This window comes from Campylobacter sp. VBCF_06 NA8, assembly GCF_027737825.1.
GTDB lineage: Bacteria > Campylobacterota > Campylobacteria > Campylobacterales > Campylobacteraceae > Campylobacter_B.
This window is the reverse complement of sequence record NZ_JAOVUB010000004.1, coordinates 106,458-129,226: the sequence shown is the minus strand read 5'-3', so window position 1 is coordinate 129,226 and position 22,769 is coordinate 106,458. Positions and strand designations below refer to the sequence as shown.

The 22,769-nt window shown below is 41.6% G+C and carries 23 protein-coding genes; 6 read left to right on the top strand and 17 right to left on the bottom strand.

Annotation, left to right across the window (positions count from 1 at the left end; genetic code table 11):
- Positions 1-201: 201 nt before the first annotated feature.
- The 3 genes from trpS to der are packed head-to-tail and all read right to left on the bottom strand — an operon-like array spanning position 202 to position 3,127.
- Complete coding sequence (gene trpS / locus OFO10_RS06785) at positions 202-1,197, bottom strand: tryptophan--tRNA ligase (RefSeq protein ID WP_270865411.1); 996 nt, start codon at positions 1,195-1,197, stop codon at positions 202-204.
- Positions 1,194-1,721: a shikimate kinase gene (locus tag OFO10_RS06780; protein ID WP_270866602.1), complete on the bottom strand. Its 528-nt coding sequence runs from the start codon at positions 1,719-1,721 to the stop codon at positions 1,194-1,196. Before OFO10_RS06780 ends, trpS begins: the two co-directional genes overlap by 4 nt.
- The gene (gene der / locus OFO10_RS06775; protein WP_270859715.1) at positions 1,718-3,127 is read right to left on the bottom strand and encodes a ribosome biogenesis GTPase Der; all 1,410 of its coding nucleotides are present in this window, start codon (positions 3,125-3,127) and stop codon (positions 1,718-1,720) included. Before der ends, OFO10_RS06780 begins: the two co-directional genes overlap by 4 nt.
- Positions 3,128-3,225: 98 nt before the next feature.
- On the opposite strand from der, the gene OFO10_RS06770 reads away from it, so the two are divergent.
- Positions 3,226-4,131 (top strand): DMT family transporter, encoded by a 906-nt coding sequence (locus OFO10_RS06770; protein WP_270866601.1) that lies wholly within the window; start codon positions 3,226-3,228, stop codon positions 4,129-4,131.
- A gap of 2 nt (positions 4,132-4,133) precedes the next feature.
- Positions 4,134-5,057: a DMT family transporter gene (locus tag OFO10_RS06765; protein WP_270866600.1), complete on the top strand. Its 924-nt coding sequence runs from the start codon at positions 4,134-4,136 to the stop codon at positions 5,055-5,057.
- Between the two features lie 486 nt (positions 5,058-5,543).
- Here OFO10_RS06765 and polA read toward each other — a convergent pair whose 3' ends face one another.
- Positions 5,544-8,174 (bottom strand): DNA polymerase I, encoded by a 2,631-nt coding sequence (polA, locus tag OFO10_RS06760; protein WP_270866599.1) that lies wholly within the window; start codon positions 8,172-8,174, stop codon positions 5,544-5,546.
- Between the two features lie 141 nt (positions 8,175-8,315).
- Here polA and OFO10_RS06755 point away from each other — a divergent pair, with 141 nt between their 5' ends.
- From OFO10_RS06755 to OFO10_RS06745, 3 genes are read left to right on the top strand one after another with little or no spacing between them, the layout of a single operon-like run.
- Positions 8,316-8,660, top strand: coding sequence for a hypothetical protein (locus tag OFO10_RS06755; RefSeq protein ID WP_270866598.1), 345 nt, complete (start codon positions 8,316-8,318; stop codon positions 8,658-8,660).
- A gap of 3 nt (positions 8,661-8,663) precedes the next feature.
- Positions 8,664-9,848, top strand: a complete 1,185-nt coding sequence (locus OFO10_RS06750; RefSeq protein ID WP_270866597.1) for a peptidase M50 — start codon at positions 8,664-8,666, stop codon at positions 9,846-9,848.
- The gene (locus OFO10_RS06745; protein WP_270866605.1) at positions 9,838-10,134 is read left to right on the top strand and encodes a metal-sulfur cluster assembly factor; all 297 of its coding nucleotides are present in this window, start codon (positions 9,838-9,840) and stop codon (positions 10,132-10,134) included. Before OFO10_RS06750 ends, OFO10_RS06745 begins: the two co-directional genes overlap by 11 nt.
- A 41-nt stretch (positions 10,135-10,175) precedes the next feature.
- Here OFO10_RS06745 and OFO10_RS06740 read toward each other — a convergent pair whose 3' ends face one another.
- From OFO10_RS06740 to OFO10_RS06710, 7 genes are all read right to left on the bottom strand, one after another.
- A complete protein-coding gene (locus OFO10_RS06740) occupies positions 10,176-11,618 on the bottom strand; it encodes a Ppx/GppA phosphatase family protein (protein WP_270866596.1) in 1,443 nt (480 codons plus the stop codon).
- The gene (locus tag OFO10_RS06735) at positions 11,618-11,863 is read right to left on the bottom strand and encodes a YfhL family 4Fe-4S dicluster ferredoxin (protein WP_270859720.1); all 246 of its coding nucleotides are present in this window, start codon (positions 11,861-11,863) and stop codon (positions 11,618-11,620) included. The genes OFO10_RS06740 and OFO10_RS06735 overlap by 1 nt, the downstream gene beginning before the upstream one ends.
- Positions 11,864-11,944: 81 nt before the next feature.
- The gene (locus OFO10_RS06730; RefSeq protein ID WP_270859721.1) at positions 11,945-13,165 is read right to left on the bottom strand and encodes a sensor histidine kinase; all 1,221 of its coding nucleotides are present in this window, start codon (positions 13,163-13,165) and stop codon (positions 11,945-11,947) included.
- 38 nt (positions 13,166-13,203) lie between these two features.
- Positions 13,204-13,875, bottom strand: a complete 672-nt coding sequence (gene hsrA / locus OFO10_RS06725; protein WP_270859722.1) for a homeostatic response regulator transcription factor HsrA — start codon at positions 13,873-13,875, stop codon at positions 13,204-13,206.
- A gap of 76 nt (positions 13,876-13,951) precedes the next feature.
- Positions 13,952-14,269 carry a dihydroneopterin aldolase gene (locus tag OFO10_RS06720; protein WP_270866595.1) on the bottom strand — a complete coding sequence of 106 codons (318 nt, stop codon included), beginning with the start codon at positions 14,267-14,269 and terminating at the stop codon, positions 13,952-13,954.
- Positions 14,266-14,910 (bottom strand): glycerol-3-phosphate 1-O-acyltransferase PlsY, encoded by a 645-nt coding sequence (gene plsY, locus OFO10_RS06715; RefSeq protein ID WP_270866594.1) that lies wholly within the window; start codon positions 14,908-14,910, stop codon positions 14,266-14,268. The genes OFO10_RS06720 and plsY overlap by 4 nt, the downstream gene beginning before the upstream one ends.
- Positions 14,911-14,918: 8 nt before the next feature.
- Positions 14,919-17,210, bottom strand: coding sequence for a helicase HerA domain-containing protein (locus OFO10_RS06710; protein WP_270866593.1), 2,292 nt, complete (start codon positions 17,208-17,210; stop codon positions 14,919-14,921).
- A 90-nt stretch (positions 17,211-17,300) separates the two neighbouring features.
- Between OFO10_RS06710 and OFO10_RS06705 the strand changes: the two genes are divergently transcribed.
- The gene (locus OFO10_RS06705; RefSeq protein WP_270866592.1) at positions 17,301-18,224 is read left to right on the top strand and encodes a methylenetetrahydrofolate reductase; all 924 of its coding nucleotides are present in this window, start codon (positions 17,301-17,303) and stop codon (positions 18,222-18,224) included.
- Positions 18,225-18,313: 89 nt separating this feature from the next.
- On the opposite strand, the gene OFO10_RS06700 is transcribed toward OFO10_RS06705, so the two are convergent.
- From OFO10_RS06700 to ndk, 6 genes are all read right to left on the bottom strand, one after another.
- Positions 18,314-19,657 carry a DUF2130 domain-containing protein gene (locus OFO10_RS06700; protein WP_270866591.1) on the bottom strand — a complete coding sequence of 448 codons (1,344 nt, stop codon included), beginning with the start codon at positions 19,655-19,657 and terminating at the stop codon, positions 18,314-18,316.
- 83 nt (positions 19,658-19,740) lie between these two features.
- Positions 19,741-20,727: a beta-ketoacyl-ACP synthase III gene (locus OFO10_RS06695; RefSeq protein ID WP_270866590.1), complete on the bottom strand. Its 987-nt coding sequence runs from the start codon at positions 20,725-20,727 to the stop codon at positions 19,741-19,743.
- A 2-nt stretch (positions 20,728-20,729) separates the two neighbouring features.
- Positions 20,730-21,722, bottom strand: coding sequence for a phosphate acyltransferase PlsX (plsX, locus tag OFO10_RS06690; RefSeq protein ID WP_270866589.1), 993 nt, complete (start codon positions 21,720-21,722; stop codon positions 20,730-20,732).
- Between the two features lie 4 nt (positions 21,723-21,726).
- Entirely contained in the window at positions 21,727-21,873 is a 147-nt protein-coding gene (gene rpmF / locus OFO10_RS06685; protein WP_270859730.1) for a 50S ribosomal protein L32, read from the bottom strand.
- Positions 21,874-21,892: 19 nt separating this feature from the next.
- Positions 21,893-22,243, bottom strand: a complete 351-nt coding sequence (locus tag OFO10_RS06680) for a YceD family protein (RefSeq protein ID WP_270866588.1) — start codon at positions 22,241-22,243, stop codon at positions 21,893-21,895.
- 9 nt (positions 22,244-22,252) lie between these two features.
- Positions 22,253-22,666, bottom strand: coding sequence for a nucleoside-diphosphate kinase (ndk, locus tag OFO10_RS06675; protein WP_270866587.1), 414 nt, complete (start codon positions 22,664-22,666; stop codon positions 22,253-22,255).
- Positions 22,667-22,769 lie beyond the last annotated feature (103 nt).

Genomic DNA, 22,769 nt, shown 5'->3' with positions numbered 1-22,769 from the left:
CAAAGATTGACTAAAAGATAGTTTTTGACAATAATAAATAAAATAACACGCATTGGAAAATAACAAAAGTTAGATTTCAAAAACGGAAAGTGGATTATATTCAAGGGTTGCTTAAAAAGAGATTAAAGAGAAGGAGGAATTTAAAATTTTGCAAAATTTATAAATTTCGCCAAATTTTGCTTGGCGAAATTTAACTAAAATTTATCTATAAATCCCCACACTTTCGCGTATTAGGCGCATTTTTTCACTTGCGATTTTTTGCGCCTTTTGCGCACCATAAGCCAAAATTTCATCTAGCTTTTTCTTATCAGCTAGCAACTCAGCGTATTTTTCGCGCGCCTGTCCGAAATACTCACTCACAAGCTCGCCAAGATACATCTTAAAGTGTCCGTGTCCCTCGCCACCACGCTCATATCGAGCTTGCAAGGCTTTTTGTCCTTCTTGGTCTAAAAAGAGTTTTGCTATATTATAGACATTGCAGTTTTGCCACTGCTTTGGCGCTTCGAGCGGCTCAGATGTCGTAACAATCGAGCCGATTTGCTTTTTTTGCTCCTTTGGCGAAGAAAAAATATCAATCGTATTTCCGTAGCTTTTGCTCATTTTTGCGCCGTCCGTGCCAGGGACTATTGCGACATTTTCGCTGATTCTAGCGCTTGGCAGGGTTAAAATTTCGCCATGCGCGTTGTTAAATTTTAAAGCGATATCGCGCGCGATTTCGACATGCTGAATTTGATCTTTGCCCACAGGCACGCTCGTAGCGTCGTATAGCAAAATATCAGCTGCCATTAGCACAGGGTATGAAAACAAATCGTGCTTGCTCTCAAAGCCCTTTGCGACCTTGTCTTTGTAAGCGTGAGCGCGCTCTAATAGCCCCATTGGCGTGTATCCGCTAAGTATCCAGTAAAGCTCCAAAACCTCTTTCACATCGCTTTGCACCCAAAATGTCGATTTTTCTGGATCGATTCCCAAAGACAAAAACGCCGCAGCCGCCTCATAAGTGCTCTCTTTGAGCTTCGCACCCTCGCTAACAGAGGTGAGCGCGTGGTAATTTGCGATGAACAAAAACAGCTCCTCGCCCGCATTTTGCGCATCTACCATTTGCTTAATGCTGGCGAAATAATTCCCCAAATGTAGCCTGCCTGAGGGTTGAAGCCCAGTTAGTGTGCGCGGATTTGAAATTTTAGATTTTTCACTCATTTTTTAACCTCTTTTTTGATAATTTTTAGTAATTTTTCGATAACTTCTTTTTGCGAATTTTTCTCTACATTTACGATATAATCGGCCTTGGCGCTGTATTTTTTATCCCTTTGCTCATGCAGGGCGCGCGCCTTTTTCAAATCAGCCAAAAGCGGTCGTTTTGCGATTTTTTTGCTAGCGTTTTGGCTAGAATTTATGCGCTTAATTATCGCATCGAAGCTCGATTTTAGGTAGATTACGGTGCCAATTTTGTTTAAATTTTTAACAGCATAAAATCCGCCACCAGTTGAGATTATCGCGCCACTTACATTTTTTTCCAAAAATTTAGCGAGTTTTTTCTCTATTTTGCGAAATTCCACCTCGCCCTGCTCCTCGAAAATTTTGCGAATTTTTTTGTTCGCATAGCTTTCTATCATATCGTCGCAATCTATCGCAAACAGCTCGCTAGCCCCAGCCAAAGCTCGCGCGAAAGTCCCCTTGCCAACGCCCATAAAGCCGATTAAGATTATATTTTTTGCGCTCATTTTTGCCCTTTTTTTAAATTTGCCTCGCCCTCATCGTCGTTTCCGCGATTTTTAGGGATTATGACCAAAGGCGTCCCGCTTAAATCAAATTTCTCTCTAAGTTTGTTCGCCAAATAGCGTTTATAGCTAAAATGTAGCGCGCGCGGACGATTCATCACAAGCGCGATTTTAGGCGGAGCGAAGCCAAACTGCGCTGCATAGTAGATTTTCACGCTCTTACCCTTATCGTGCGGAAGCGGGTGAGCTTTGGTCGCTTCTTCGATTAGCGCATTTAAATGAGCGGTTTTTATCTTTTGCGTGTAATTTTTATAAACCTGCAAAATCAGCGGGTAGAGCTTGTGTATGCGTTTGCCACCAAGCGCACTTACACTAATAACCGGCGCGTAAGCTAGAAATTTAAATTTATCGCGCAAATCGCGCACCATAGCGTCAAATTCAGCCTCGCTTTTGTCCCATTTATTTAGCACGATTATCACGCCTAGCTCAAATTTAGCCGCAAGCCCAGCAATTCGCTCATCTAGCTCGCTAAATGGCTCAGAAGAGTCCAAAACCAAAAGCGCAATGTCTGAATTTTCTAAAATTTTCTCCGTTCTATTTAGCGCAAACCTCTCTATTCCCTCGATTTTACCGCGTTTTCTAATACCAGCAGTATCCACAAACTCAAACCTTCTCCCCTCAAATTCATAGCTTTCATTGACAGGATCTATCGTCGTGCCAGCCACACTGCTTACCACCGAGCGTTCGTTTTTCACAAGGGCGTTTAAAAGGCTAGATTTGCCCACATTTACCCGCCCGATGATGCCTACATTTATGGTTTTGTTCTCGTAATACTCGCTCTCATCGCTCTCTTTGATTTCGCCATTATCGTCAAAATTTTCTAAAAAATCATCGAAATCCTCGCTCTCGTCCCCTCGCACAGGCGCAGGATCTAAGTGAGTATAAATCCAATCCCTAAGCTCGTCAATACCGGCATTATGGCTGACAGATAGCGCAAACATCTGCGCGCCAAATTCGTTAAATTCCCAGCTTCTTTCTTCATCTTTTTTGCTATCTACTTTATTTACGAGCAAAACTATCGGTTTGCCTAGCTTTTGCAAAGAAAAGAAAATTTTGCGATCCTGCTCGTCCGGGAGCAGTTTGCCATCGACCATAAAAAGAATAATATCCGCATTTTGCGCCTCGGCTAGGGTTTTTGCCTGCACGCGCGCAAAAAGCTCGCTCGTATCATCAAGCCCGCCAGAATCGACTATCATCGCATTTCTATCATAAATTTGCACGGCGATTTTGTTTGTATCCCTTGTGGTGCCTGAAACCTCGCTAGTAATGGCAATTCTTGCGTTTGCGAAGCGGTTAAAAAGGCTCGATTTCCCCACATTTGGGCGCCCTATTATCATCACTGTTTTCATAATACTTCCTTTGATTTTTCTCATTATAGCCAAATTTTATTAAGTAAATCAAAATTTAAAAACAGCTATAATCATAGGCTTTTTTGAGGGGTCAAATTTTGAAATACAACAGCTTTTTATTGCACCATTTAAGCATTTATTATATGTTGCTTGCGTGCTTTTACAACTCCATTGCAGGGACATTTGCTAAAATTTTGGCCATGCAAATCCCAGCCATCGAGGTCGTGCTATTTCGAAATTTATTAGCCCTTTTTATCATTTTATACATTATGCGCAAAAATCGCAAAATTCAAGCCCAACCAAGCCGTGGCGGACATCCGTGGATGCTTGCTACGCGCGGAGTTATCGGGATTTTGGGCTTAATCGTGTTTTTTTACAACCTTACGCAACTAAGCCTAAGCGAGGCCTTTACCTTCCAAAAAACAGCACCGATTTTTATCGCCGTGATTGCATATTTTGCGCTAAAAGAAAAATTATCCAAATTTGGCTGGTTTGCTGTATTTTTGGGCTTTGTAGGTATCGTTTTGGTGATACAGCCTCATTTTGGGATTCACGCTGGGCATATTTTTGGGATTTTAAGCGGTCTGTTTGCCGCGATTGCACTCACGGCTGTCAGGGAGCTGCGCAAGTATTACAGCGCAAATATAATCATACTCTCAGCCCTACTTGCAGGCACGCTAATGCCGATACTTTTCATGGCGATTGCCGAATTTATCGAAATTCCTGCGCTAAATTTTATGATTAGCAAATTTGTCATGCCAGATCTTAAAGGCTGGGGAATTGGCGCGATTTTGGGCGTTTGTGGGCTGTATTATCAGTCCTATCTCACCAAAGCCTACGCCGCTACCAGAAAGGCAGGGATTGTCGCCACACTAAGCTACACGGATATTATTTTTTCGATGATTTTTGGGCTAGCTTTGGGAGATACGCTCCCAAATTTCACCGCACTTTGCGGAATCGCGCTGATAATTGCGGCTGGAATTTTAATAGCAAATAGGAGATAATTTTGGGTTATTCTAAATTTTGGCTTAAAAATTTAGGCGTGTATTATATGCTAATCGCTAGCTTTTATTTCGCGCTAAATGGGGCGCTAGCCAAGGTCATGGCAGAGCAAATGAGTAGCGTAGAAATCGTGTTTTTCAGAAACGCCGTAGGGCTAGCTATCATGCTAATCTCGCTAAAAAGGCTAAAAAATTTCGGCGTGGGCGGGAAGCCTTGGCTACTTTTTTTTCGCGCATTTATTGGCAGCTGCGGGATTATAGCAACCTTTTATAATATCGCTCACATCGAGCTTGGCACGGCTTTTACCTTCCAAAAAACAGCCCCGATTTTCACCGCACTTTTCTCATCGATTTTCCTAGGCGAAAAGCTCAGCTTTAAAGGCTGGTGCGCCATAATGCTAGGTTTTGGCGGGATTTTGCTCGTTATTCAGCCTCACATTAGCATTGCACCGACCGATATCATCGGCGTTTTTGGCGGTATGTGCGCAGGGCTAGCATACACTAGCGTCAGGGAGCTTCGCAAATACTACGCCACGGATATCATAATCCTAGTTTTCGTCTTTGGCGCTGCGCTTGTAAGCTCTACGCTAATGTGCGCGGAATTTGCGCTAAGAGGAAGCGAGATTGAAATTTTAGGCGTGATTTCGAGCGCAAATTTAAGCAAATTCGCCTATTTTAACATGCCAAATCTCTTTGGCTGGGTTTTGGTCGCACTGCTAGGAATTAGCGGAATTTATTTCCAAAAATACATGACGCGCTCTTACGCAGCCTCCAAAAAGGCTGGCGTTGTGGCTGCGATTAGCTACACAGACATTATCTTTACGCTGATTTTAGGCGTCATGCTAGGCGATAGTTTGCCGAATTTAATGGCATTTTCGGGGATTTTGGTCGTCATCATAAGCGGAGTTTTAATCGCAAGAGAACGCTAAATTTAGCCAAATTTTAAAATTTCGCTGTCCGCAAGCTTGGATACTGCACCCGAAATTTTACCCATAAGCGCAATTGCAAAGAATTTTGCGTAAGCAAATTCGAAGCAATCTAGTAAAATTTAAAGCAAAATTCAACCCAAATTTAGCATTGAACGATTTTTTTGAATTTTAGGCTAAATTTTGCTTTTCTTGTAAGGGGGAGGGCGCGCTTTTTAGGAGACGCTACCCTCCCCCTTACCAACCCCCACCCCTGTAAAACCTTAGAAGTGGCTAAATTTAGAGCTTCGCTCTAAATTTAGCTGGTTTTATTTTACTGAAATGCTTCGCATTTCTTTACAATTATAATGGATTGCGTAAATTTTGGCTCATAGCTCAAAATTTCAATATTGTCAGACAAGCAAAGCTTGCTTGCAATGGCACTTAGTGACAAAATTTCGGCGCAGTGTTTTTAAGGTTGCGCAAGCGAAATTTTGCAAAATTTCAAATTTATTTCAACTCGCCCCAGCTAGTAGCGATATCTAGGCTTGTGACGAGCGGGACATTTAAATTCACGACATTTTGCATGATTTCCCTAATTTTCGCGCCAAATTCCTGCGCATACTCGCTTTTTACCTCGAAAATCAGCTCATCGTGGATTTGCAAAACTAGCCTTGCCTCCGCGCTTAAATGCGGCGAAATCTCAACCATAGCCTTTTTGATAATATCCGCTGCCGAGCCTTGAAACTTCGTATTTACCGCCTCTCGCTCATAAGTGGCTAGAAGCATTGGCGAAGCGTTAGCAAAATCAAAATACCGCCTGCGCCCAAAAAGTGTAGTGATAAATCCATCGTTTTTGGCGCTGTTTTTTAGCCCCTCTAAAAATTCCTTAATCGTCGCAAACGAGGCAAAATATCGCTCGATATAGCCCTTGGCCTCATTTCGCGGAATTTGCAAATTTTGCGCTAGTTTGCTTGCCCCCATGCCATAAATCAAGCCAAAATTTATGCTCTTTGCGATCGCCCTGTGTGCGGGTTCGCTATCGCCAAAAATGCTGATTGCAGTGCGCGAGTGTATGTCCTCGCCCGCCCCAAATGCCTGCAAAAGCGCAGAATCCTTGCTAAAATGCGCCAAAAGTCTAAGCTCGATTTGCGAATAATCCAGCGAAAGCAAGCTATTGCCCTCCTGCGCGATGAAGCAGTTTCGCATATCCTTCGCCAAAGCCCCACGCGCGGGGATATTTTGTAAATTTGGATTTTTGGAGGATAGCCTGCCGGTGCTGGTGCCTGTTTGCATGAAATTTGAGTAAATTCTGCTATTTTCGTTTTTCATCGCAAGGGCGTAAAGTGGCTCACAATAGGTGCTTTGAAGCTTGTAAAGCTCACGATAAGCTAGGATTTTTTCGATTACTGGGTGAGCTTCTTTGAGCCCGGCTAGCACGCTCTCATCGGTGCTGTAACCTGTTTTGGTCTTTTTTTGGCATGGCAAACCCAAATGCTCAAAAAGCACCACGCCAAGCTGTTTTGTGGAGTTTATGTTAAAACTCTCGCCACTAAGCTCGTAAATTTCGTTTGTCAGCACCCTAAGCGCGCTTTCGTTGCGAGAAATCAACTCGCTTAAATTTGGCTTTGAAATTTTAATTCCTGCATTTTCCATATCGCGCAAAACACGCACAAATGGGAATTCTAGCGTTTTTGCCAAATTTAGCAACTCTGGCGAGAGTAAATTTTGAAATTTAAAATAAAATTTCAAAGTTATCCACGCATCTTCGGCTGCGTATTTCGTGGCCTCATCAAACTCCAAACTCGCAAAAGTCTCGCCTTTGGCAACAATATTTTCAAATTTAATCGTGTCATAATCAAAATACCGCTTGGCTAAGCTATCCATACCCACGCTCTCGCTAGGATTTATGAGCCACGCTAAAATCATCGTATCAGCGAATTTGCGTGGCGGTTTTATGCCGAAATTTTGCTCTATGATATTGAAATCGTATTTTAAATTTTGCCCCACGACAAAGCCAGAAAAAATCCGTTCAATCGCCATTTTCGCTGAATTTAGCGAAATTTGTTCGCCCACGCCTAAGTAATTATGCATAAGTGGCACATAATACGCCTTTTGCTCGTTGAAACAAAACGAAAAGCCCACGATTTTGGCGTTTTTGCTATCTAGCCCAGTGGTCTCAGTATCAAATGCCACGATAGTATCCTCGCTAATGCCCTCACAAAGGCGCATTAGCTCGCTTTCTTCCCTCACGCACACTGGCTTAAAAGCTAGGCTCTCTTCGCTTTTACCGCCCTCGTTTTCGAGCGCGGAAAGAAGCTTGTGTAGCTCGTATTCGCGCAAAATTTCTTTGATTTTATGAAGTGGATTTTGCTCGGGAAATACGGCGTTGTGCAGTGGCGAAATTTCGACCTCATCGCAAAGCGTGGCAAGCTTTTGGCTCATAAAAGCTTCGTTTTTAGAGGCGATGAGATACTCACGCTGTTTGTTTGGTGGCAAAAGCTCGATATTTTCGTAAATCCTCTCCAAACTCCCCCACTCATCAAGCAATTTTTTCGCCCCCTTTTCGCCTATGCCTTTCACGCCTGGGATATTATCTGCGCTGTCGCCACAAATAGCCAAAAAATCAATGATTTGTTCAGGATAGACGCCGTATTTTTCATAGCACTCATCGCGGCCGTAGAGCATTTTTTTGGCGTAGCTATAAATGCGCGTCTCGCCACCAATTAGCTGATAAAGGTCTTTGTCGCTGGTTACGATATTGATTTTATGCGTGTCGCGGTAGGTTTTAACGACACTTGCGATCAAATCATCAGCCTCAAAGCCCTCTTTCTGCGCTGTACAAAAGCCCATTTTCTCTATCATTTCTATGCAAACTGGAAGCTGTGCCAAAAGAGCGTCCGGCGGGGTTTGGCGGTTTGTTTTGTAGTTTGGGTCAATGTCTGAGCGAAAGGTCTTGCCCTTGCTATCAAGGGCGAAAATTATATAATCGCTTTTGAACTCTCGCTCCAAATTTGCGATGAAATTCGCAAATCCACTCACCATGCCACTTGGCTTGCCACTTTTGGTCTTTAAGCTACTCATCGCGTAATACAGGCGGAAAAAAAAGCCAAAAGTGTCGATAATCGTGATAGTTTTCATACATTTCCTTAAATTTTGATTTTGCGTAGTGTAGTGAAATTTGGCTAAATTTTGCAAATTTTAAAATAAAACTTGATTTATCTCAATCACTAAATTTCAAAATATCGATATAATCTATCATTTTCAAAGAAAGGATATTTCATGGATTTTTTCAAAGATTGGGAAGAATTTAACCCAGAAGGCGCAAGTGTGAAATTTTATCGCACAAACAAAGATAATTGCGAATTTATTGGCTTTGATTCGCGCTCTTGTGTCCCACCAGAACCTATGATAAATGGGCTTGTAGCTCTGAATTTAGTAAAAGACAAAAATACAAAAGTAGTTATGGTAAATCACAAATTTCCAGTAGGCTTAATCCCAAAAATCGAAGCTAAATTTGATTACGAAAGGCAAGATTTACCAAATGGTGGCGTCAAACTCGTATTTAGCTTAAAAGATGGCACAAGTAGCGGTGATTTGGACATTAATGTCTCTTGCCACGGATAAAAGATGAATTTTAGCACATTTTCGCCACCATTTCGCATAGTTGGTGGATATTTTATTTGTGGGCTAGTGTTTTTAGCTCTTAGCATTTTTGGCTTTTATAACGCCGATTTTTATGGACTAACCAGCCTAAAAACTGCTTCGTTTTTTCATATATTTTTACTAGGTTTTGCCCTTAGTATCATTATTGGCGCACTTTATCAGCTAACCTCTGTCATCATAGAAAATAAATTTTTCAGCACCAAATTTGCCTTTGCAAATCTTTTTGTATTTGCTAGCTCGGTTGCGATTTTGTCTATTGGTATGATTTTAGAAAAACTACCACTTTTGCACGCAGGTGGCGGTATAGCGATGATGTCTTTGCTGTTTTTTGGCACAAGCTATGCGCTTAGCTTTGTTAAGGCAAAATCATACAAAACACCAAGTATTGCGCTAATAATCTCATCAATCTACCTTATCATAGGCATAATACTCGGATTTTTGCTAGTTCTTGTGGTAACTGGGGCGAGCGAGGCTGATTTTAGTAGAGTTTTGGCTTATCATATATACTTTATGTGTGGATTTGTGTTTTTCGTCATCGTTGGCGCTGGGTGCGTGCTTTTGCCGATGTTTAGCTTAGCGCATGATTTGAGCTTTTTGCCAGCTAAAATTTCAATTTTGCTCTACTTAATCTGCGTGTTTTTTGTAAAATTTGGTTTTGGAATTTATCTTTGCGCCTTGGCATTTGCGATTTTTGGGGTGCAAATTATCTACATTTTATCAAAGCGAGTAAGGCGCAAAATTGATTATTGGAGCGCAAATATATTTTTGTCGCTAGTAGCGCTTGTTTTGGGATTTTGCTTATGGAATTTTAATAAAACCCAAAGTGCGATTTTTTGCCTGTGTTACGGATTTTTATACGCATTTATCTGTGCTCATTTGTATAAAATTGCGCCGTTTTTGATCTGGTATCATTATGTATCGCCCTATGTAGGCAAAGGCAAAATTCCACTACTTGAAGATATGATTATCAAAAATTTGGCCTATTTTGCGATATTTGCAAACATAGTAGCGCTTATTTTTGCTGTGTTTGAAATAAATGTGATTGCGCTTATTTTTCAAGCACTAAGTATAATTTTTGTCGCAATAAACATAATAAATGTCTTTAAATACACTAAATTTGGAGTAGAAAATGGAAGAAATCAAGGATAAAATCTACACTGCACTTCGCGCTGTAATCGACCCTGAGGTGGGCTTTGATGTAGTAAGTCTTGGGCTAATTTATGGCGTTAGCGTCGATGAAAATCAAAACGCCACAATCACAATGACCCTATCGACTCGCTCATGCCCATTACACGAAATGATGATAGAGTGGGTAAGAAATGGCGCAAGTAGCGTAAATGGCGTAAAAAATGTCCAAATCGAGCTAGTGTGGGAACCAGCGTGGAATATCGAAATGGCGCAAGATCATGTCAAAAAAGCGCTTGGCAAAATTTGAAGGTTTTATAACCTTCAAATTTGTTAAATTTGGCGTTAAATTTATATAAAATTTATCGCAAAAACAGCTGGTTTTGGGAGTTTGCGAAGGCTGTCTTTGAGCATTAATTTGTTTTTTGCGCCCGCGATTTGCAGGGTTAAATTTTCGAATTTAAACTCCAAATTTTTAAGGGCGTTTTCATTTAAAATCCTAGCGAATTCACACAAAAAGCTAAGCCATGCTAATGTTCGCTCGCCCGGTAAAATTTCGCTTAAATTTGCAAAATTTGGGCTTAAATTTGGCTTGCCGTGCATTGCGATAATCGCGGCTATTAGGGCTTTTTGCTCGTGGCTCGTGCGGTAGTTTAGCCCATTTAGCACCATGGAAGCTGCGCTTTCGTGTTTGGCATAAAAGCCAAGCCTTGCGCCAATCTCGCAAAGTTTAGCAGCGTAGCAAAGCGGGCTAATGTATCTGTCTTCTAGCTTGTGAAGCGAGAAAAGCACGCTAAAAAGGGCTTTGGCGAACTTGTCTGCGTGCGAGCTTTCGCTAGCAAATCTATCTTGCAGACTTTTTAGGCTTGGGTTGAAATTCTTTGGCAAATTTGCCCCATGCAAAATCGAGCCCAAAAACACACCCTCTCGCACGCCCACACCGCTTGTAATCACGCTTTTTGCGCCGATTTTTTTAGCAATCTCGCTAAAAATTATCGCACCCTCTCTAATCGTATCGTAACGCTCTTTTTTTATCGGAAATTTGGCTAGTTCTAGGGTTTTTGCGCCGATTAATTTGCTAAAAAACAGCGCGTATTTTTCGTAATCGTAGCAGTAATTATGCACGATTTTAATCGGATAATTCTCAATCGCCATTATGGCATTGCTTAGCGCTCTTGCCGAACCGCCCATAGCGATTAAATTTGAGCTGGCAAATTCATCGCCAACCGCGCTGATTGCCTCATTTATATAGCCATATAGCCCGGCCATATCGCCTTTGTCAAAAAATAGCTCTTTTAGGCGAACTGTGCCTAAATTTAGCGAAATTTTAGCCTCGATTTTGCCATTTTTAATGCGGGCTAGCTCAGTCGAGCCTCCGCCGATATCCACGCTCACGCCGTCTCTGAAATCGCTAAGCAGATTGTGTGCGGCGTAAGCTCCAAAATACGCCTCACTCTCGCCATCTATTTTGCGGATTGCGATTTTGGTTTTTTGAAAAACTAGCTTGATAAACTCGCCCCCATTTGGAGCGTCGCGCAGTGCAGAAGTGCCTACGCAAAGCACCCTTTTGGCGCCGTATTTTTGGAGCAATTCTTTAAATTCCACAAACGCGTTAAGGCATTTTTGCATAGCCGCTGGTTGCAAAACTCCGCCGTTTTCATACGCGCCCTCGCCTAGGCGGACTTTGATTTTGTGCTCTGCAAGGATAAAAAACCCAAATCTGCTCGTTCGCTCAAAAATCACCAATCTGGCAGAATTTGAGCCTAAATCAATCACTCCAACGCGTTTTGGCATTAATAATCCATGTGAGCGTGTTTGTATTTGAGCTCACCCTCGGTTTCGATATTATCAGGATCGTAGGTGATACACTCGACAGGGCAGACTACGATGCAGGCTGGTTCTGAGTATTGATCCACGCACTCGCAGCACCTATCTGAATCAATCATATATGTCGGCTCGTCCTCGAAAATCGCCTCATTTGGGCACTCTTCGCGACACGCATCGCAACTGATACACTCGTCTGTAATCATCAAAGACATAAATTTAACCTTTACAAAAAAAATTAGTGCATTTATACACTAAAAACTTTTAATTTTATTTTAAAAAATACCAAATTTGCGCTATTTTTTGAGATTTTTTAGCGGAATTGTAAGGGTCGCTACAATCTTATCTTTGGCGGGCGAATTTTTAAGGCTCACAGATGCACCCATAGCCTGCGCGGCGTTTTTAGCCAAAAACAGCCCAAGCCCAGCGCCAGGCTTGCCGCCCTTGCGTTTAAACGGCGCGAAAAAATCCTGACTCTCGTCGATACTCTCGCCCAAATTTTCCACACGCACGATAAAATAATCGCCCGAAATTTCACTGAAAACCTCGATTACTTCGCCCTCTGGGGAAAATTTAATCGCGTTTTGGACAAAATTTTGGATAATGTGCATAAAAAGGTTTTTTTGGATACTCACTTCTAGGGATTTTGGCGAAATTTTGCTTACGACATCTTTTTTTTCATTTCTAGCCAAAATTTTAAAATTCACGCACAGCTCGCCTAGATACTGCACGATATCAAGCTGCTCTGGGCTCTCAAACTGCGCGCCCTCTTGGCGACCGATCTCTAAAATCGAGATTATCATTTTGTTCATATCGTCGATTGATTTGTTGTTGTTTTGGAGCGCCTCGATATATTTTTCCGCCTCTCTTGGCTTTATGAGCGTTACTTCGTTTTTGGTTTTCATCACCGCTAGCGGGGTTTTTAGCTCGTGCGCGATACCGATAAATAGCTCTTTTTGATACATTATAAAGGTTTGAATTCGATCGATTAGGCGGTTTATGTTTGTCAAAATCGGGCGAAATTCGCTCTCGCACCTCTCCATATCAAGTGGGGCTAGGAATTTCTCATCAAGACTGGCTAGCTTTTGCGAGATTACCTTGATTGGCATCAAAAGCGTGCGCGATAGAAACATAGCGTAAAAAATTATCAAAAATATCATTGTCAAATTTAGGATAATAATATCCACAAGTATCTGATTTGCGATATTTGCATAGACCGTTACATCGGTTTTGATCTGCAAAATTTCCTCGTTGCTATATGGGTATTGAAGGGTCAAAAAATTGCTTTCACCCTCTTGGCTCTCGTAAAATTTAGGCTTGGTGATTTTCTCGCCATAAACGAAACTCGTGATAAACTCGCCTTTGGGATCTGGCAGATACTCTGGGATTTTTTCGACTGGAATTTTTGGCAGTTTTGTGATATTTTCAGCCCTTACTAAAAGTCCATGAACTGAATTTTCGAAAATCGTAATCCTTATGTAGTTATAAAGCATTACGGAAAAAATCAAAATTAGCATCGCCGAAGCAGATGCTAATTGGATTATGAAACGGGTTCTTAGGCTTTTTGTGGAAAGCAAAATCTATATCCGCGACGACGAACTGTCTCGATTGTAGAAATATTTAGTGGTTTATCCATTTTTTGGCGGATTTGGTTGATTGCGACCTCGATTACATTTGGGGTTACTAGCTCTGGCTCTTCCCAAATAGCGTCAAGTAGTTGCTCTTTGCTTACGATTTGGTCTGAGTGGCGAGCTAGGTGAGTTAGCACCTCGAAAGGTTTGCCTTTTAGCTCGATTTCTTGGCCAAGATATGTGATTTTCTCTTCATCTGGGTCGATGATAAGATCGTCGATTTTGATAATGTTTGAGCCACCAAATCTAAGTCTAGCTTCAAGTCTAGCCACCAAAACATCGAAATCAAATGGTTTTTTGATATAATCATCTGCGCCAGCTTTTAGGGCTTTTATCTCGCTTTCTTTATCGTCTTTTGCAGATAGCACGACAACTGCTGTGCGAGCGAATTTTTGTTTTATAATGTTGATTAAATCGACGCCGCTGCCGTCTGGTAACATCCAGTCGGTTAAAACTAAATCGTAATTTCGTATGCCTATGTAATATTCAGCGTCTTTAAAGCTTTCTGAGCTGTCTGTTTGGTAACCAAACTCCGCCAAACCCTCGGCGATAGTTTTGTTTAGAGTAACTTCATCTTCGACAATTAAAATTCTCATTGATTTTCCTTCGTAATAAAATTTGGCGTGATTGTAGCATATTTTAAGCCAAAATTCAAGTTTTTTTAAAGAAATTTTAAAAATTTATTTCTATTTGCGCGCCGACTTTTGCGTCAGCTAAAATTTGGGTTTTGTAAATTTTCATATAGAAGTAATTCAGGCTTTTATACTGGGTTTTAAAGCTTTGGGCGAAGAAATTTAGCGCGTCTTCGACGAGCAAAAATTTCTCCCTCTCAAAGCTAAATTTTATAAATTCGCACGCCTTGGCGTAGTCTATAAATTCATCTGCGCCAAATTTTGCGCTTACTAAAATTTCTTGTTTTTTTTCTCTTTCAAAATCCAAAATTCCAACAATCGCGTCGAATTTCAAATCCTCAATCAAAACCCGAATCATATTACCCGTTTTTCCTCGCCACGAAGCAATCTTGCGATATTTGGAATATGTTTGTAAAAGACGATAAAAACTATGACAAAAATCGGCGCGTGAGTGTGGATTGCTGGCATATCTGCGTGGAGTATGTAGCTAGCCACAATTAGCGCGAGCGCCGCTGAGAGCGAGGCTACGGACGAAATTTTAAGCACTTTGCCTACAATAAACCAAACAACAAGCGCGATGATTAGCTCGATTGGCACGAAGCATGCTAGCACACCAGCGCCCGTGGCTACGCCCTTGCCACCGCTAAATCCAAGGTATGGCGAAAAACAATGCCCCACCACCGCAAACACAGCCATTCCCCAAAGCACATTTTCATCAAAACCCATAGCCCGCGCCACCAAAATCGGCACCACGCCCTTTAAAGCGTCGCAAACCACGGTTAAAATCGCTAAAATTTTAGCCTTGCTTGGGTTTGTTTCTTTAAGCACACGCAAGACATTTGTAGCCCCTATCGAGCCACTTCCAGCAGATTTGATATCAACCTTGCCAAAATATTTGCCAATAAGCAGTCCAAACGGCACAGCTCCTAGCAAATACGCTATTAAATAGCACCAAAAATTTGGCGCTTTAAAAAGTCCTAAAATCACATCTAATATCATTTTTTACCCTAACTCTTCCACAAAATCGAAATTTTCTCATCATAAATATCTGTTTTTTTTGGAGCTAGCGAGACTACGCCAAGCTCGATATTTTTGAGATCTAAGCTCTCTTTTAACTGCGCGATTTGTTCATCAAATCTCTCTTGCAGGACCTGCATTTGCGAGTATAGCTCATCTACGCTAGCTTCTGCGTTTTTGGCTTCGTTGCGCTGGGTTAGCACGCGGTGAGCGTTTCGCACGCCACTTACGGTTTTGCTAATCGTGCTCGCACTCGTGCGCGATCTGCCAAAAAGCGAGCCTAGTATCGCGCTTCCTATGCTAAGGGCTGCGTTAATTCCTTGACTAGTAACATCGCTTTTTTCTTTTTCTAGCTTCTCTTCGGCGCGATTTATGCGGGTTTGAAGCGTAGATTTTTCTTTTTCAAATTTAGCTAGAATTTCATCTGTTTTTTGCTCTAAAATTTCATTTGCCTTATCTTGCAGTCTTTGATAAAACTCTTCTTTGCTCTCATCTGGCGCGCTGTGCATATCAAGTGCGCTGTATAATTCTAGCCTTTGGTTACGATAAACCCAGTCTTTGAAATTGCGAATAAAAGTGGCAAAATTTTTCGCACTAGCAATAAAGCTTGGCAAAGCGCAATACGACGAATCCTCTAACTCATCGCTTCGTATATTATCAATAGCCCTATCGCTTGCCTCGTCCCAGTTGATCTCGCTAGCATCCGAGATATCAAGCAAATACGCGTAATCCCTCGTGTATTCGCCCTCTTTGTCAGCATAGCGCACCTTGGCTGTGGCATATAAATACGGGCTTAGCTCACGAGAGGCGCCGTAGCTGTAAATTTGCGAAATTTCATTTGATACGATTGGTTTGGCACTGCTTGCGCTTTTTACTTTGCTTCCAGTGCTATTCGCGCCTGGTGCGCCCTTTTTTTCGCTCATTAAATTTGAAATTTGTTCGTTGCTTAAAGGGCCTTTTAAATAGCTAAGTGCAAAGCGAGTTTCTATCGTTTTTAGGCTATCTTCGTTGATATTTTTGACTAAGAAATTTCGCTTTTTGAGGTTTGAGATTTGCTCCATTAGCGCAGATTTATCCACAGGATTTGAGCCAATTCCGCTAAGCCCGCCGATTACTCGCTCTTTATCTTGGGCGGTTTGGAGGCGACCGATAAACCAAGTGCCAATATTGCTAAGGCCTTTGTAATCCAAATCCACAGGGTTTTGCGTGCTAAGAACGCAGCCTAGCCCAAAAGCGCGCGCTTGTTTTAGCAGGGTTAGCATAGGGGTTTTTGACGGCGGATTGCCATTTGGCGGGAAAAATCCATATATCTCGTCCATATACAAAATCGCTCTAAGCGCGCTGGTGCCTTGCGTTTGGCGCATCCAATTAACCATTTCGTTTAAAAGCAAGGTTACGAAAAACATTCTCTCATCGTCGTTTAAATGCGCGATACAAAAGATATTCGCCCTAGCCTTGCCACTCTCGTTAAATAGCATTTTTGCGATATCTAGCCTCTCGCCCTCGCACCAAAGCTTGAAACTTGGGCTTGCGATTAGAGCGTTGATTTTCATAGCTAGCGCCATGCGTTTGTCGCTAGGGAAGAAGTTATTCACATCAAAAACGCCGATTTTATCAAATGGCGGAGTGATGATTTGGTTGATGAGATCGACCACGCTCACGCCCCTGCCCTCGCTGAAATTTGAACTAAAAATTTGAGAAATCAGCAAAAATTCTGGTGAGCTTAGATTATCGCTAGTAATGCCAGCTAGGCTAAGCACGCTAGAAGCGATACCGCAGATATAATTATTCATATCCTCATCGTTTAAATTTTTCGGTGCTTCAAAGTCGCTAAGCAGGCTAACTCCTAGCCCAGCGCTTGATTTTGGCGTGTAAATTTTAAACTCGGCGCTGTTTTTAAGTAGCTCGACTCTGTCTAAATTTTGGTAAGAATTTTCTATGCCATTTCGCCACATTTGCGCAGTCTCGCTCGCCATTTGCTCCACGCTAAGGCCTTTATTCGCAGCCTCTGTTTCGTCGATATAAGGCAAAAAATCCTGCGCGCTCATATTTGGAAATGTAAGAGCTAAATTTGTCAAATCGCCCTTGGGATCGATGATGATAGACGGGATATTATCAATCGCGGCCTCTTCTAAAAGCGTGATTCCAAGACCGGTTTTACCGCTACCAGTCATACCGATGATTAGCGCGTGGGTTGTGAGATCTTTGTTTTTATACAAATACGGCTCAGAATTTTCGAGCCCCAAATAAAAAAGCTTCAAATTTTCTTGCAAAGTCTTCATAAATTTTCCTTCGTAAAATTTGGCGCATTATATCATTTAAATTTTTAAATTTAAATTTGCTACAATATCCTAAATTTAAGGAATTTATCAATGTTGGAACAAAAAATTAAAAACAATGCTAGCGGAATTTTGCTCTATGGTATCGTTCCGCCAAAAATCAGTTTCGAGCCCGAAAAAATCGAGCGACTTGGCGCGCTTTGGAGAGAGCGCATAACCTCCATGCCATGCGATGGCATAGTCATTTATGATTTGCAAGATGAGAGCGCAAGGACGAGCGAGGCGCGCACTTATGAATTCATCGAAACGCTAGATCCGGCGCTGTATTACACCAAACACCTGCGCGAGGTCAAACCAGCCATAATCTACCGCGCCGTGGGAAAATACGACGAGGATAAATTTGGCGAAATTTTAAATACCAGAGCGAGTAATTTTGGCGTATTTGTGGGTGCCTCCTCGAAATACGACGCGATGAAAATCCCACTAAAACGGGCGTATCAGATAAAAAAAGAGATTGCTAGCAATTTGCATTTGGGCGGAATTTGCATAGCCGAGCGCCACAAACAAACACGCGCCGAGCACCTAAAAATCGCGTCAAAAAGCATAAGCGGGTGCGAGTATTTCATAAGCCAAGCTGTCTATGACGCCGAGAGTGTGAAAAATTTCATAGATGATTATGCTAATCTTGGGTGCAAAAAAGTGCCTATAATCTTTACTTTCACGCCGTGTGGAAGCGAAAAAACGCTCGAATTTATGAAGTGGCTTGGCATTAGCGTGCCGGATTTTTTGGAAAATCGCCTAAAAACCAGCGCCGATATCTTGCAAAGCTCGGTGAGCCTGTGCGTGGAGCTGTTTGATTTCATCTACAAATACTCGCTTGCAAAGGGCATTAGCGTGGGGGCAAATGTGGAGAGCGTCAGCACCAAACGCGCTGAAATCGAGGCTTCGATTGAGCTTTTGAAAAAAATCAAAGAAATAATCGTAAAAAGGGAAAATTTAGGAATTGGCGAAAAATAAAATTTGCTAAAATTTAGCAGATTTGTGGCGCAAAATTTTGTTTAAATTTCACCCAAATTTTGCAAAATTTTGCGCCAAATTCGCCAAATTTACTCGCCCGAATTCTGCCCTGCTTCATCAAACATTTTTTGCACGCTTGGAGCGTTGTTGGTTAGCTTTTTAATAGTTAGTTTTTCGGCTTTATCATTAGCTAGGCGCAGGTTATTTTCAGAAGATAAAAGCTCATTTTTTACCTTTTCTAGGTGGCTTATGGTTTTGTCGATTTCATCGATTGCCTTTTGAAATTTCTCGCTTGCTAGGCGGTAATTTTTGCCAAATTTATCCTTAAATTCGTCAATATTGCTTTTAAAGGTTTCGATGTCTAAATTTTGGTTTTGATACTCTGCTAGACGCTTTTTATCTTCGAGCGAATTTAGCGCAGCGTTGCGCAGTAGCGAGATTATCGGCAAGAAAAACTGCGGGCGGATCACATACATTTTCTCATATTTGTGCGAAACATCGACAATGCCTGTGTTATAGAGCTCACTATCGCTTTCAAGTAGCGAGACAAGCACCGCGTATTCGCAGTTTTTCGCCTTTCTATCCTTGTCTAATTTGGCAAAAAATTCCTCGTTTTTGTGCTTTGACGCGGTCGTATCGGACTCGTTTTTCATCTCAAACATTATCGAAATATACTCTACGCCGTCTTTGAAATCGCGAAATATAAAATCGCCTTTGCCGCCCTCTTTGACCTCATTGTCTTTTTCAAAATAAGCGTTTGCAAATGCGGTGGTGCGGAGCTTTTCAAACTCCGTGCTACAATGGGTCTCCAAGCTCTCGCCAACCATTTTTGTCGATAATTTCGCCTTTAAATCCTTGTAATAATCTATCATCGCGTCTTTGTCGCTGATTGTTTTTTCGAAATTTTCACGCAAAATTTGCTCTTTTTCGACGAAATTTTTTTCTTTTTCGCTCAGTGTTATTTTAAGCTCTGAAATTTCGCTATCTTTGCTCGAAATAGCGTTGCTCACAGCCAAATTTTTCTCATTTTCATTTGCGCTGATTTTGGCGTTTAACTCGGTGATTTTCTGGTTTAGCTCGGCGATTTTAGCCTCATTTTCAAGAGAAATTTTGCTTTTTTCAATCTCAAATTTTTGCGTTAAATTCTCATCTTTGCCTTTTAGTTCGGCCTGTGATTTCGCCAAAATTTCTTTAAGTTGCGAAATTTCACTATCTTTTTGCGCTTTTAAATTAGCGATATATTCTTTTGCCCTAGCGATTTCTTGGGATTTTACAAGCTCCAATTCGCTTTGGAATTTTGCGTTTTCGTTTTGCAATCTCTCGTTTAAAATTTTCTCAAATTCGCTATTTCTGATTTGGCTTACGATTTTTTGGTATTCACTCTCATCAATTGCAAAAATTTCGCCGCAGTTTGGACATTTAATCTCAGACATGACTTTTCCTTTACTTTAAAATTTTAGTGAATTTTACAATAAGAATTCGACAATTAATGTCTAAATTTGATAAATTTTGAATTTTAAGCGTTAAATTTAAATAGCACAGAGCCCCAAGTAAATCCCCCGCCAAAGGCGTCTAGCAAGACTAACGAGCCATTTTTTAGCCTGCCATTTTCATAAGCTTCGTTTAGCGCCATTGGGATTGAAGCTGAACTTGTGTTGCCGTATTTTTGCACGGTTACGACACATTGATTTTCCGTAAAGCCTATCTTTTCGCGCACTGCCTCGATTATGCGCAAATTCGCCTGATGCGGGACAAACAGATCAATATCGCTAGATTTTAAATTATTTTTTTCTAATGCCTCTTCGACCGATTTTATCAGCGTTGGAACTGCTATTTTATAGACATCTTGACCGCGCATTTTGATAAATCCGAGCTTATCGTCTAAAATTTGTTGCGAGATAGGATTTGCACTCCCTGGTGCTGGCGTGATCAAATAATCAGCCTTTGCGCCGTCGCTCGCGCTGTTTGTGTAGATTATGCCCTCGCCATCGCTAGCACTCACTACTGCTGCGCCAGCGCCGTCGCCAAAAAGCACGCAAGTACTTCTATCGCTATAATCCGTAATCGCGCTTAGTTTTTCGCTTCCGACGATTAGTATATGTTTTTTCGCTCCGCTTTCGATAAGCGATTTTGCTAGGTCTAGTAAATATACAAATCCACTACACGCAGCACTTATATCAAACGCCATAATGCCAAATTTAAGCCCCAATTTATCAGCAATCAAAGCCGCAGTTGATGGCATACAAAAATAATCAGGCGTGATTGTGGCGCAAAGCACGGCGTCGATTTGCTCTGCTCTTAGCCCGCTTCTTTGAAGTGCCAAAGCAGCGGCCTTTGCGCCCATATCGCTGGTAGCCTCATTTGCATCTGCGATATGGCGCTCTTTAATGCCCGTTCTTTGGGTAATCCACTCATCGCTGGTATCGACCATACCCTCCAAATCGTGGTTTGTTAGAACTCTCTTTGGGGCGTAGGCGCCTATGGATACCACCGAAGCCTTCATCTTTATCCTTGGTTGTAGTTGCTAAGTTGGGTTTGGATAACTGAGTTTATGTTTGAATCCGAAAATTTAAGCGCTTGAAAAATTGCGTTTTTTATCGCTTTTGGCGTGCTTTTGCCGTGGCTTATGATTACGCACTCTTTCACGCCTAAAAGTGGCGCGCCACCAGTTTCATCATAATCGGTCGATTTTTTGATTATCTTAAATACTCGCCTCATCAAAATCGAACCAGCTATCGCAATCGGCGATTTTTTCGCCTCTTTTTTGATAAGCTTATTCATAGCGCTGGCTATGCCCTCGCTGGTTTTAAGGACGATATTTCCAATAAATCCGTCAGTGATAACGACATCTACAGAGCCGTCGAAAATCTGATTTCCCTCGGCGTTACCGACGAAATTTTGCATTTTTTTGAGTTTTGGGAAAATTTCTTTATTGACCTCGTTACCTTTGCTATCTTCTTCGCCGTTTGACAAAAGCCCGATTCTAGGGGCTTTAATCCCCATAATCTCTTTTGCGTAAGCCTCGCCCATAACGGCAAATTCGAATAAATTTTCAGGTTTGCAATCCACATTTGCCCCGACATCTAAAACCAGCGTTTTACCGCCCTGACTAGTCGGAAAAAGCGTAGCAATGGCTGGGCGCGAAATGCCTGGAATTCTACCGATTCTAAGCGTAGCTAGGCTGTGCGTAGCCCCGCTATGACCAGCTGAGACTACGGCCTTACAGGTGCCATTTCTGACCAAATCTACTGCTTGATAAATAGTGGAATTTTTGCGCTTTAAAACATCTGTCGCACCCTCTTTCATCTCGAAAACTTCGTCAGTTTGGACATATTCTATGTATTTTTGAAATTCTGCCGGGATAAAAGGGGCGATTCTTGCCTTGTCGCCTACTAAGAAAGCTTTGAATTTTTGCTCTCTTAGTGCTTCAATAACTCCGCATACAATAGGCTCGCAACCGAAGTCGCCACCCATTGCGTCGATAGCAATCGACGTCATGGGATTAGTATTCTCCTGTATTTTTATTTACTCTGTGAGGAATCTTCCAGCTACCGTCTTTGTCTTTGACTGGCACAGGTAGAGTTACAGTGTAATGAGTTCTTCTTTTTGCTGCGCGAGTTTTACTCACTCTTCGTTTAGGAACTGCCATTTTTTCTCCTTTATAAAATTTATAATTCTTTACATTTGTCGCAATAAAAGTAGTCGCTTTTTATCGCTTCTACTTCGCTTTGTAAAATTTCATCTATGTCGATACTGCCCTCGAAAAACTCGATTACATCTAAGCTATCAGAACCTTTGTATATCCCGTCGCTTAGCGTTAAATCGACATTTTCGTCTAAACTTAACTCAAATTCGCTTCCGCAACGATCACAAATATATGGTATCGCTCCACAAATTTGGGCGTTGCATTTATACAGGCTTTCTCCTGATTTGTGCAACTCGCCGCTAAATTTAACACCGCCACTTTGGATATCAAATTTAATCGGTTCTTTTGTGATTTTTACAAAGCTAATTTTCAAAATTTTACCTTAGCAAATCTCTTTTTTAGCAAAGAAAAATGCAATCTCAATAACTGCGTTTTCTAGGCTATCACTACCATGGACTGCGTTTGCATCGATACTTTCGGCGAAATCAGCGCGAATTGTGCCTGGCTTTGCCTCTTTTGGATTTGTTGCACCCATTAGTTCGCGGTTTTTAGCTACTGCGTTTTCGCCCTCTAAAACCATAACCACAACCGGGCCACTAACCATAAAATCAACTAATTCGCCAAAAAATGGGCGATCTTTATGAACTGCGTAAAACGCTTTTGCGTCATCTACGCTTAATTGCAATTTTTTTGCTGCTGCTATACGCAAACCGTTGCTTTCAAATCTATCTATGATTTTGCCTATAACGCCCTTTTTTACGGCATCTGGCTTAATTATTGATAGTGTTTGTTGCATACGAACTCCTTTATTGTAAAAGGATGATTATATCTAAAATAGGTTAAAATTTATTTAAGAATTAAATTTTCATGGCATTTAAGCCATGAAAATTTTGAATTTG

What these genes read in the sequence shown, in the direction of transcription:
- trpS (WP_270865411.1), bottom strand. Translation starts at nt 1,197, where the DNA reads ATGAGTGAAAAATCTAAAATTTCAAATCCGCGCACACTAACTGGGCTT.
- OFO10_RS06780 (WP_270866602.1), bottom strand. Translation starts at nt 1,721, where the DNA reads ATGAGCGCAAAAAATATAATCTTAATCGGCTTTATGGGCGTTGGCAAG.
- der (WP_270859715.1), bottom strand. Translation starts at nt 3,127, where the DNA reads ATGAAAACAGTGATGATAATAGGGCGCCCAAATGTGGGGAAATCGAGC.
- polA (WP_270866599.1), bottom strand. Translation starts at nt 8,174, where the DNA reads ATGAAAACTATCACGATTATCGACACTTTTGGCTTTTTTTTCCGCCTG.
- OFO10_RS06755 (WP_270866598.1), top strand. Translation starts at nt 8,316, where the DNA reads ATGGATTTTTTCAAAGATTGGGAAGAATTTAACCCAGAAGGCGCAAGT.
- OFO10_RS06750 (WP_270866597.1), top strand. Translation starts at nt 8,664, where the DNA reads ATGAATTTTAGCACATTTTCGCCACCATTTCGCATAGTTGGTGGATAT.
- OFO10_RS06740 (WP_270866596.1), bottom strand. Translation starts at nt 11,618, where the DNA reads ATGCCAAAACGCGTTGGAGTGATTGATTTAGGCTCAAATTCTGCCAGA.
- OFO10_RS06735 (WP_270859720.1), bottom strand. Translation starts at nt 11,863, where the DNA reads ATGTCTTTGATGATTACAGACGAGTGTATCAGTTGCGATGCGTGTCGC.
- OFO10_RS06730 (WP_270859721.1), bottom strand. Translation starts at nt 13,165, where the DNA reads ATGCTAATTTTGATTTTTTCCGTAATGCTTTATAACTACATAAGGATT.
- hsrA (WP_270859722.1), bottom strand. Translation starts at nt 13,875, where the DNA reads ATGAGAATTTTAATTGTCGAAGATGAAGTTACTCTAAACAAAACTATC.
- OFO10_RS06720 (WP_270866595.1), bottom strand. Translation starts at nt 14,269, where the DNA reads ATGATTCGGGTTTTGATTGAGGATTTGAAATTCGACGCGATTGTTGGA.
- plsY (WP_270866594.1), bottom strand. Translation starts at nt 14,910, where the DNA reads ATGATATTAGATGTGATTTTAGGACTTTTTAAAGCGCCAAATTTTTGG.
- OFO10_RS06710 (WP_270866593.1), bottom strand. Translation starts at nt 17,210, where the DNA reads ATGAAGACTTTGCAAGAAAATTTGAAGCTTTTTTATTTGGGGCTCGAA.
- OFO10_RS06705 (WP_270866592.1), top strand. Translation starts at nt 17,301, where the DNA reads ATGTTGGAACAAAAAATTAAAAACAATGCTAGCGGAATTTTGCTCTAT.
- OFO10_RS06700 (WP_270866591.1), bottom strand. Translation starts at nt 19,657, where the DNA reads ATGTCTGAGATTAAATGTCCAAACTGCGGCGAAATTTTTGCAATTGAT.
- OFO10_RS06695 (WP_270866590.1), bottom strand. Translation starts at nt 20,727, where the DNA reads ATGAAGGCTTCGGTGGTATCCATAGGCGCCTACGCCCCAAAGAGAGTT.
- plsX (WP_270866589.1), bottom strand. Translation starts at nt 21,722, where the DNA reads ATGACGTCGATTGCTATCGACGCAATGGGTGGCGACTTCGGTTGCGAG.
- rpmF (WP_270859730.1), bottom strand. Translation starts at nt 21,873, where the DNA reads ATGGCAGTTCCTAAACGAAGAGTGAGTAAAACTCGCGCAGCAAAAAGA.
- ndk (WP_270866587.1), bottom strand. Translation starts at nt 22,666, where the DNA reads ATGCAACAAACACTATCAATAATTAAGCCAGATGCCGTAAAAAAGGGC.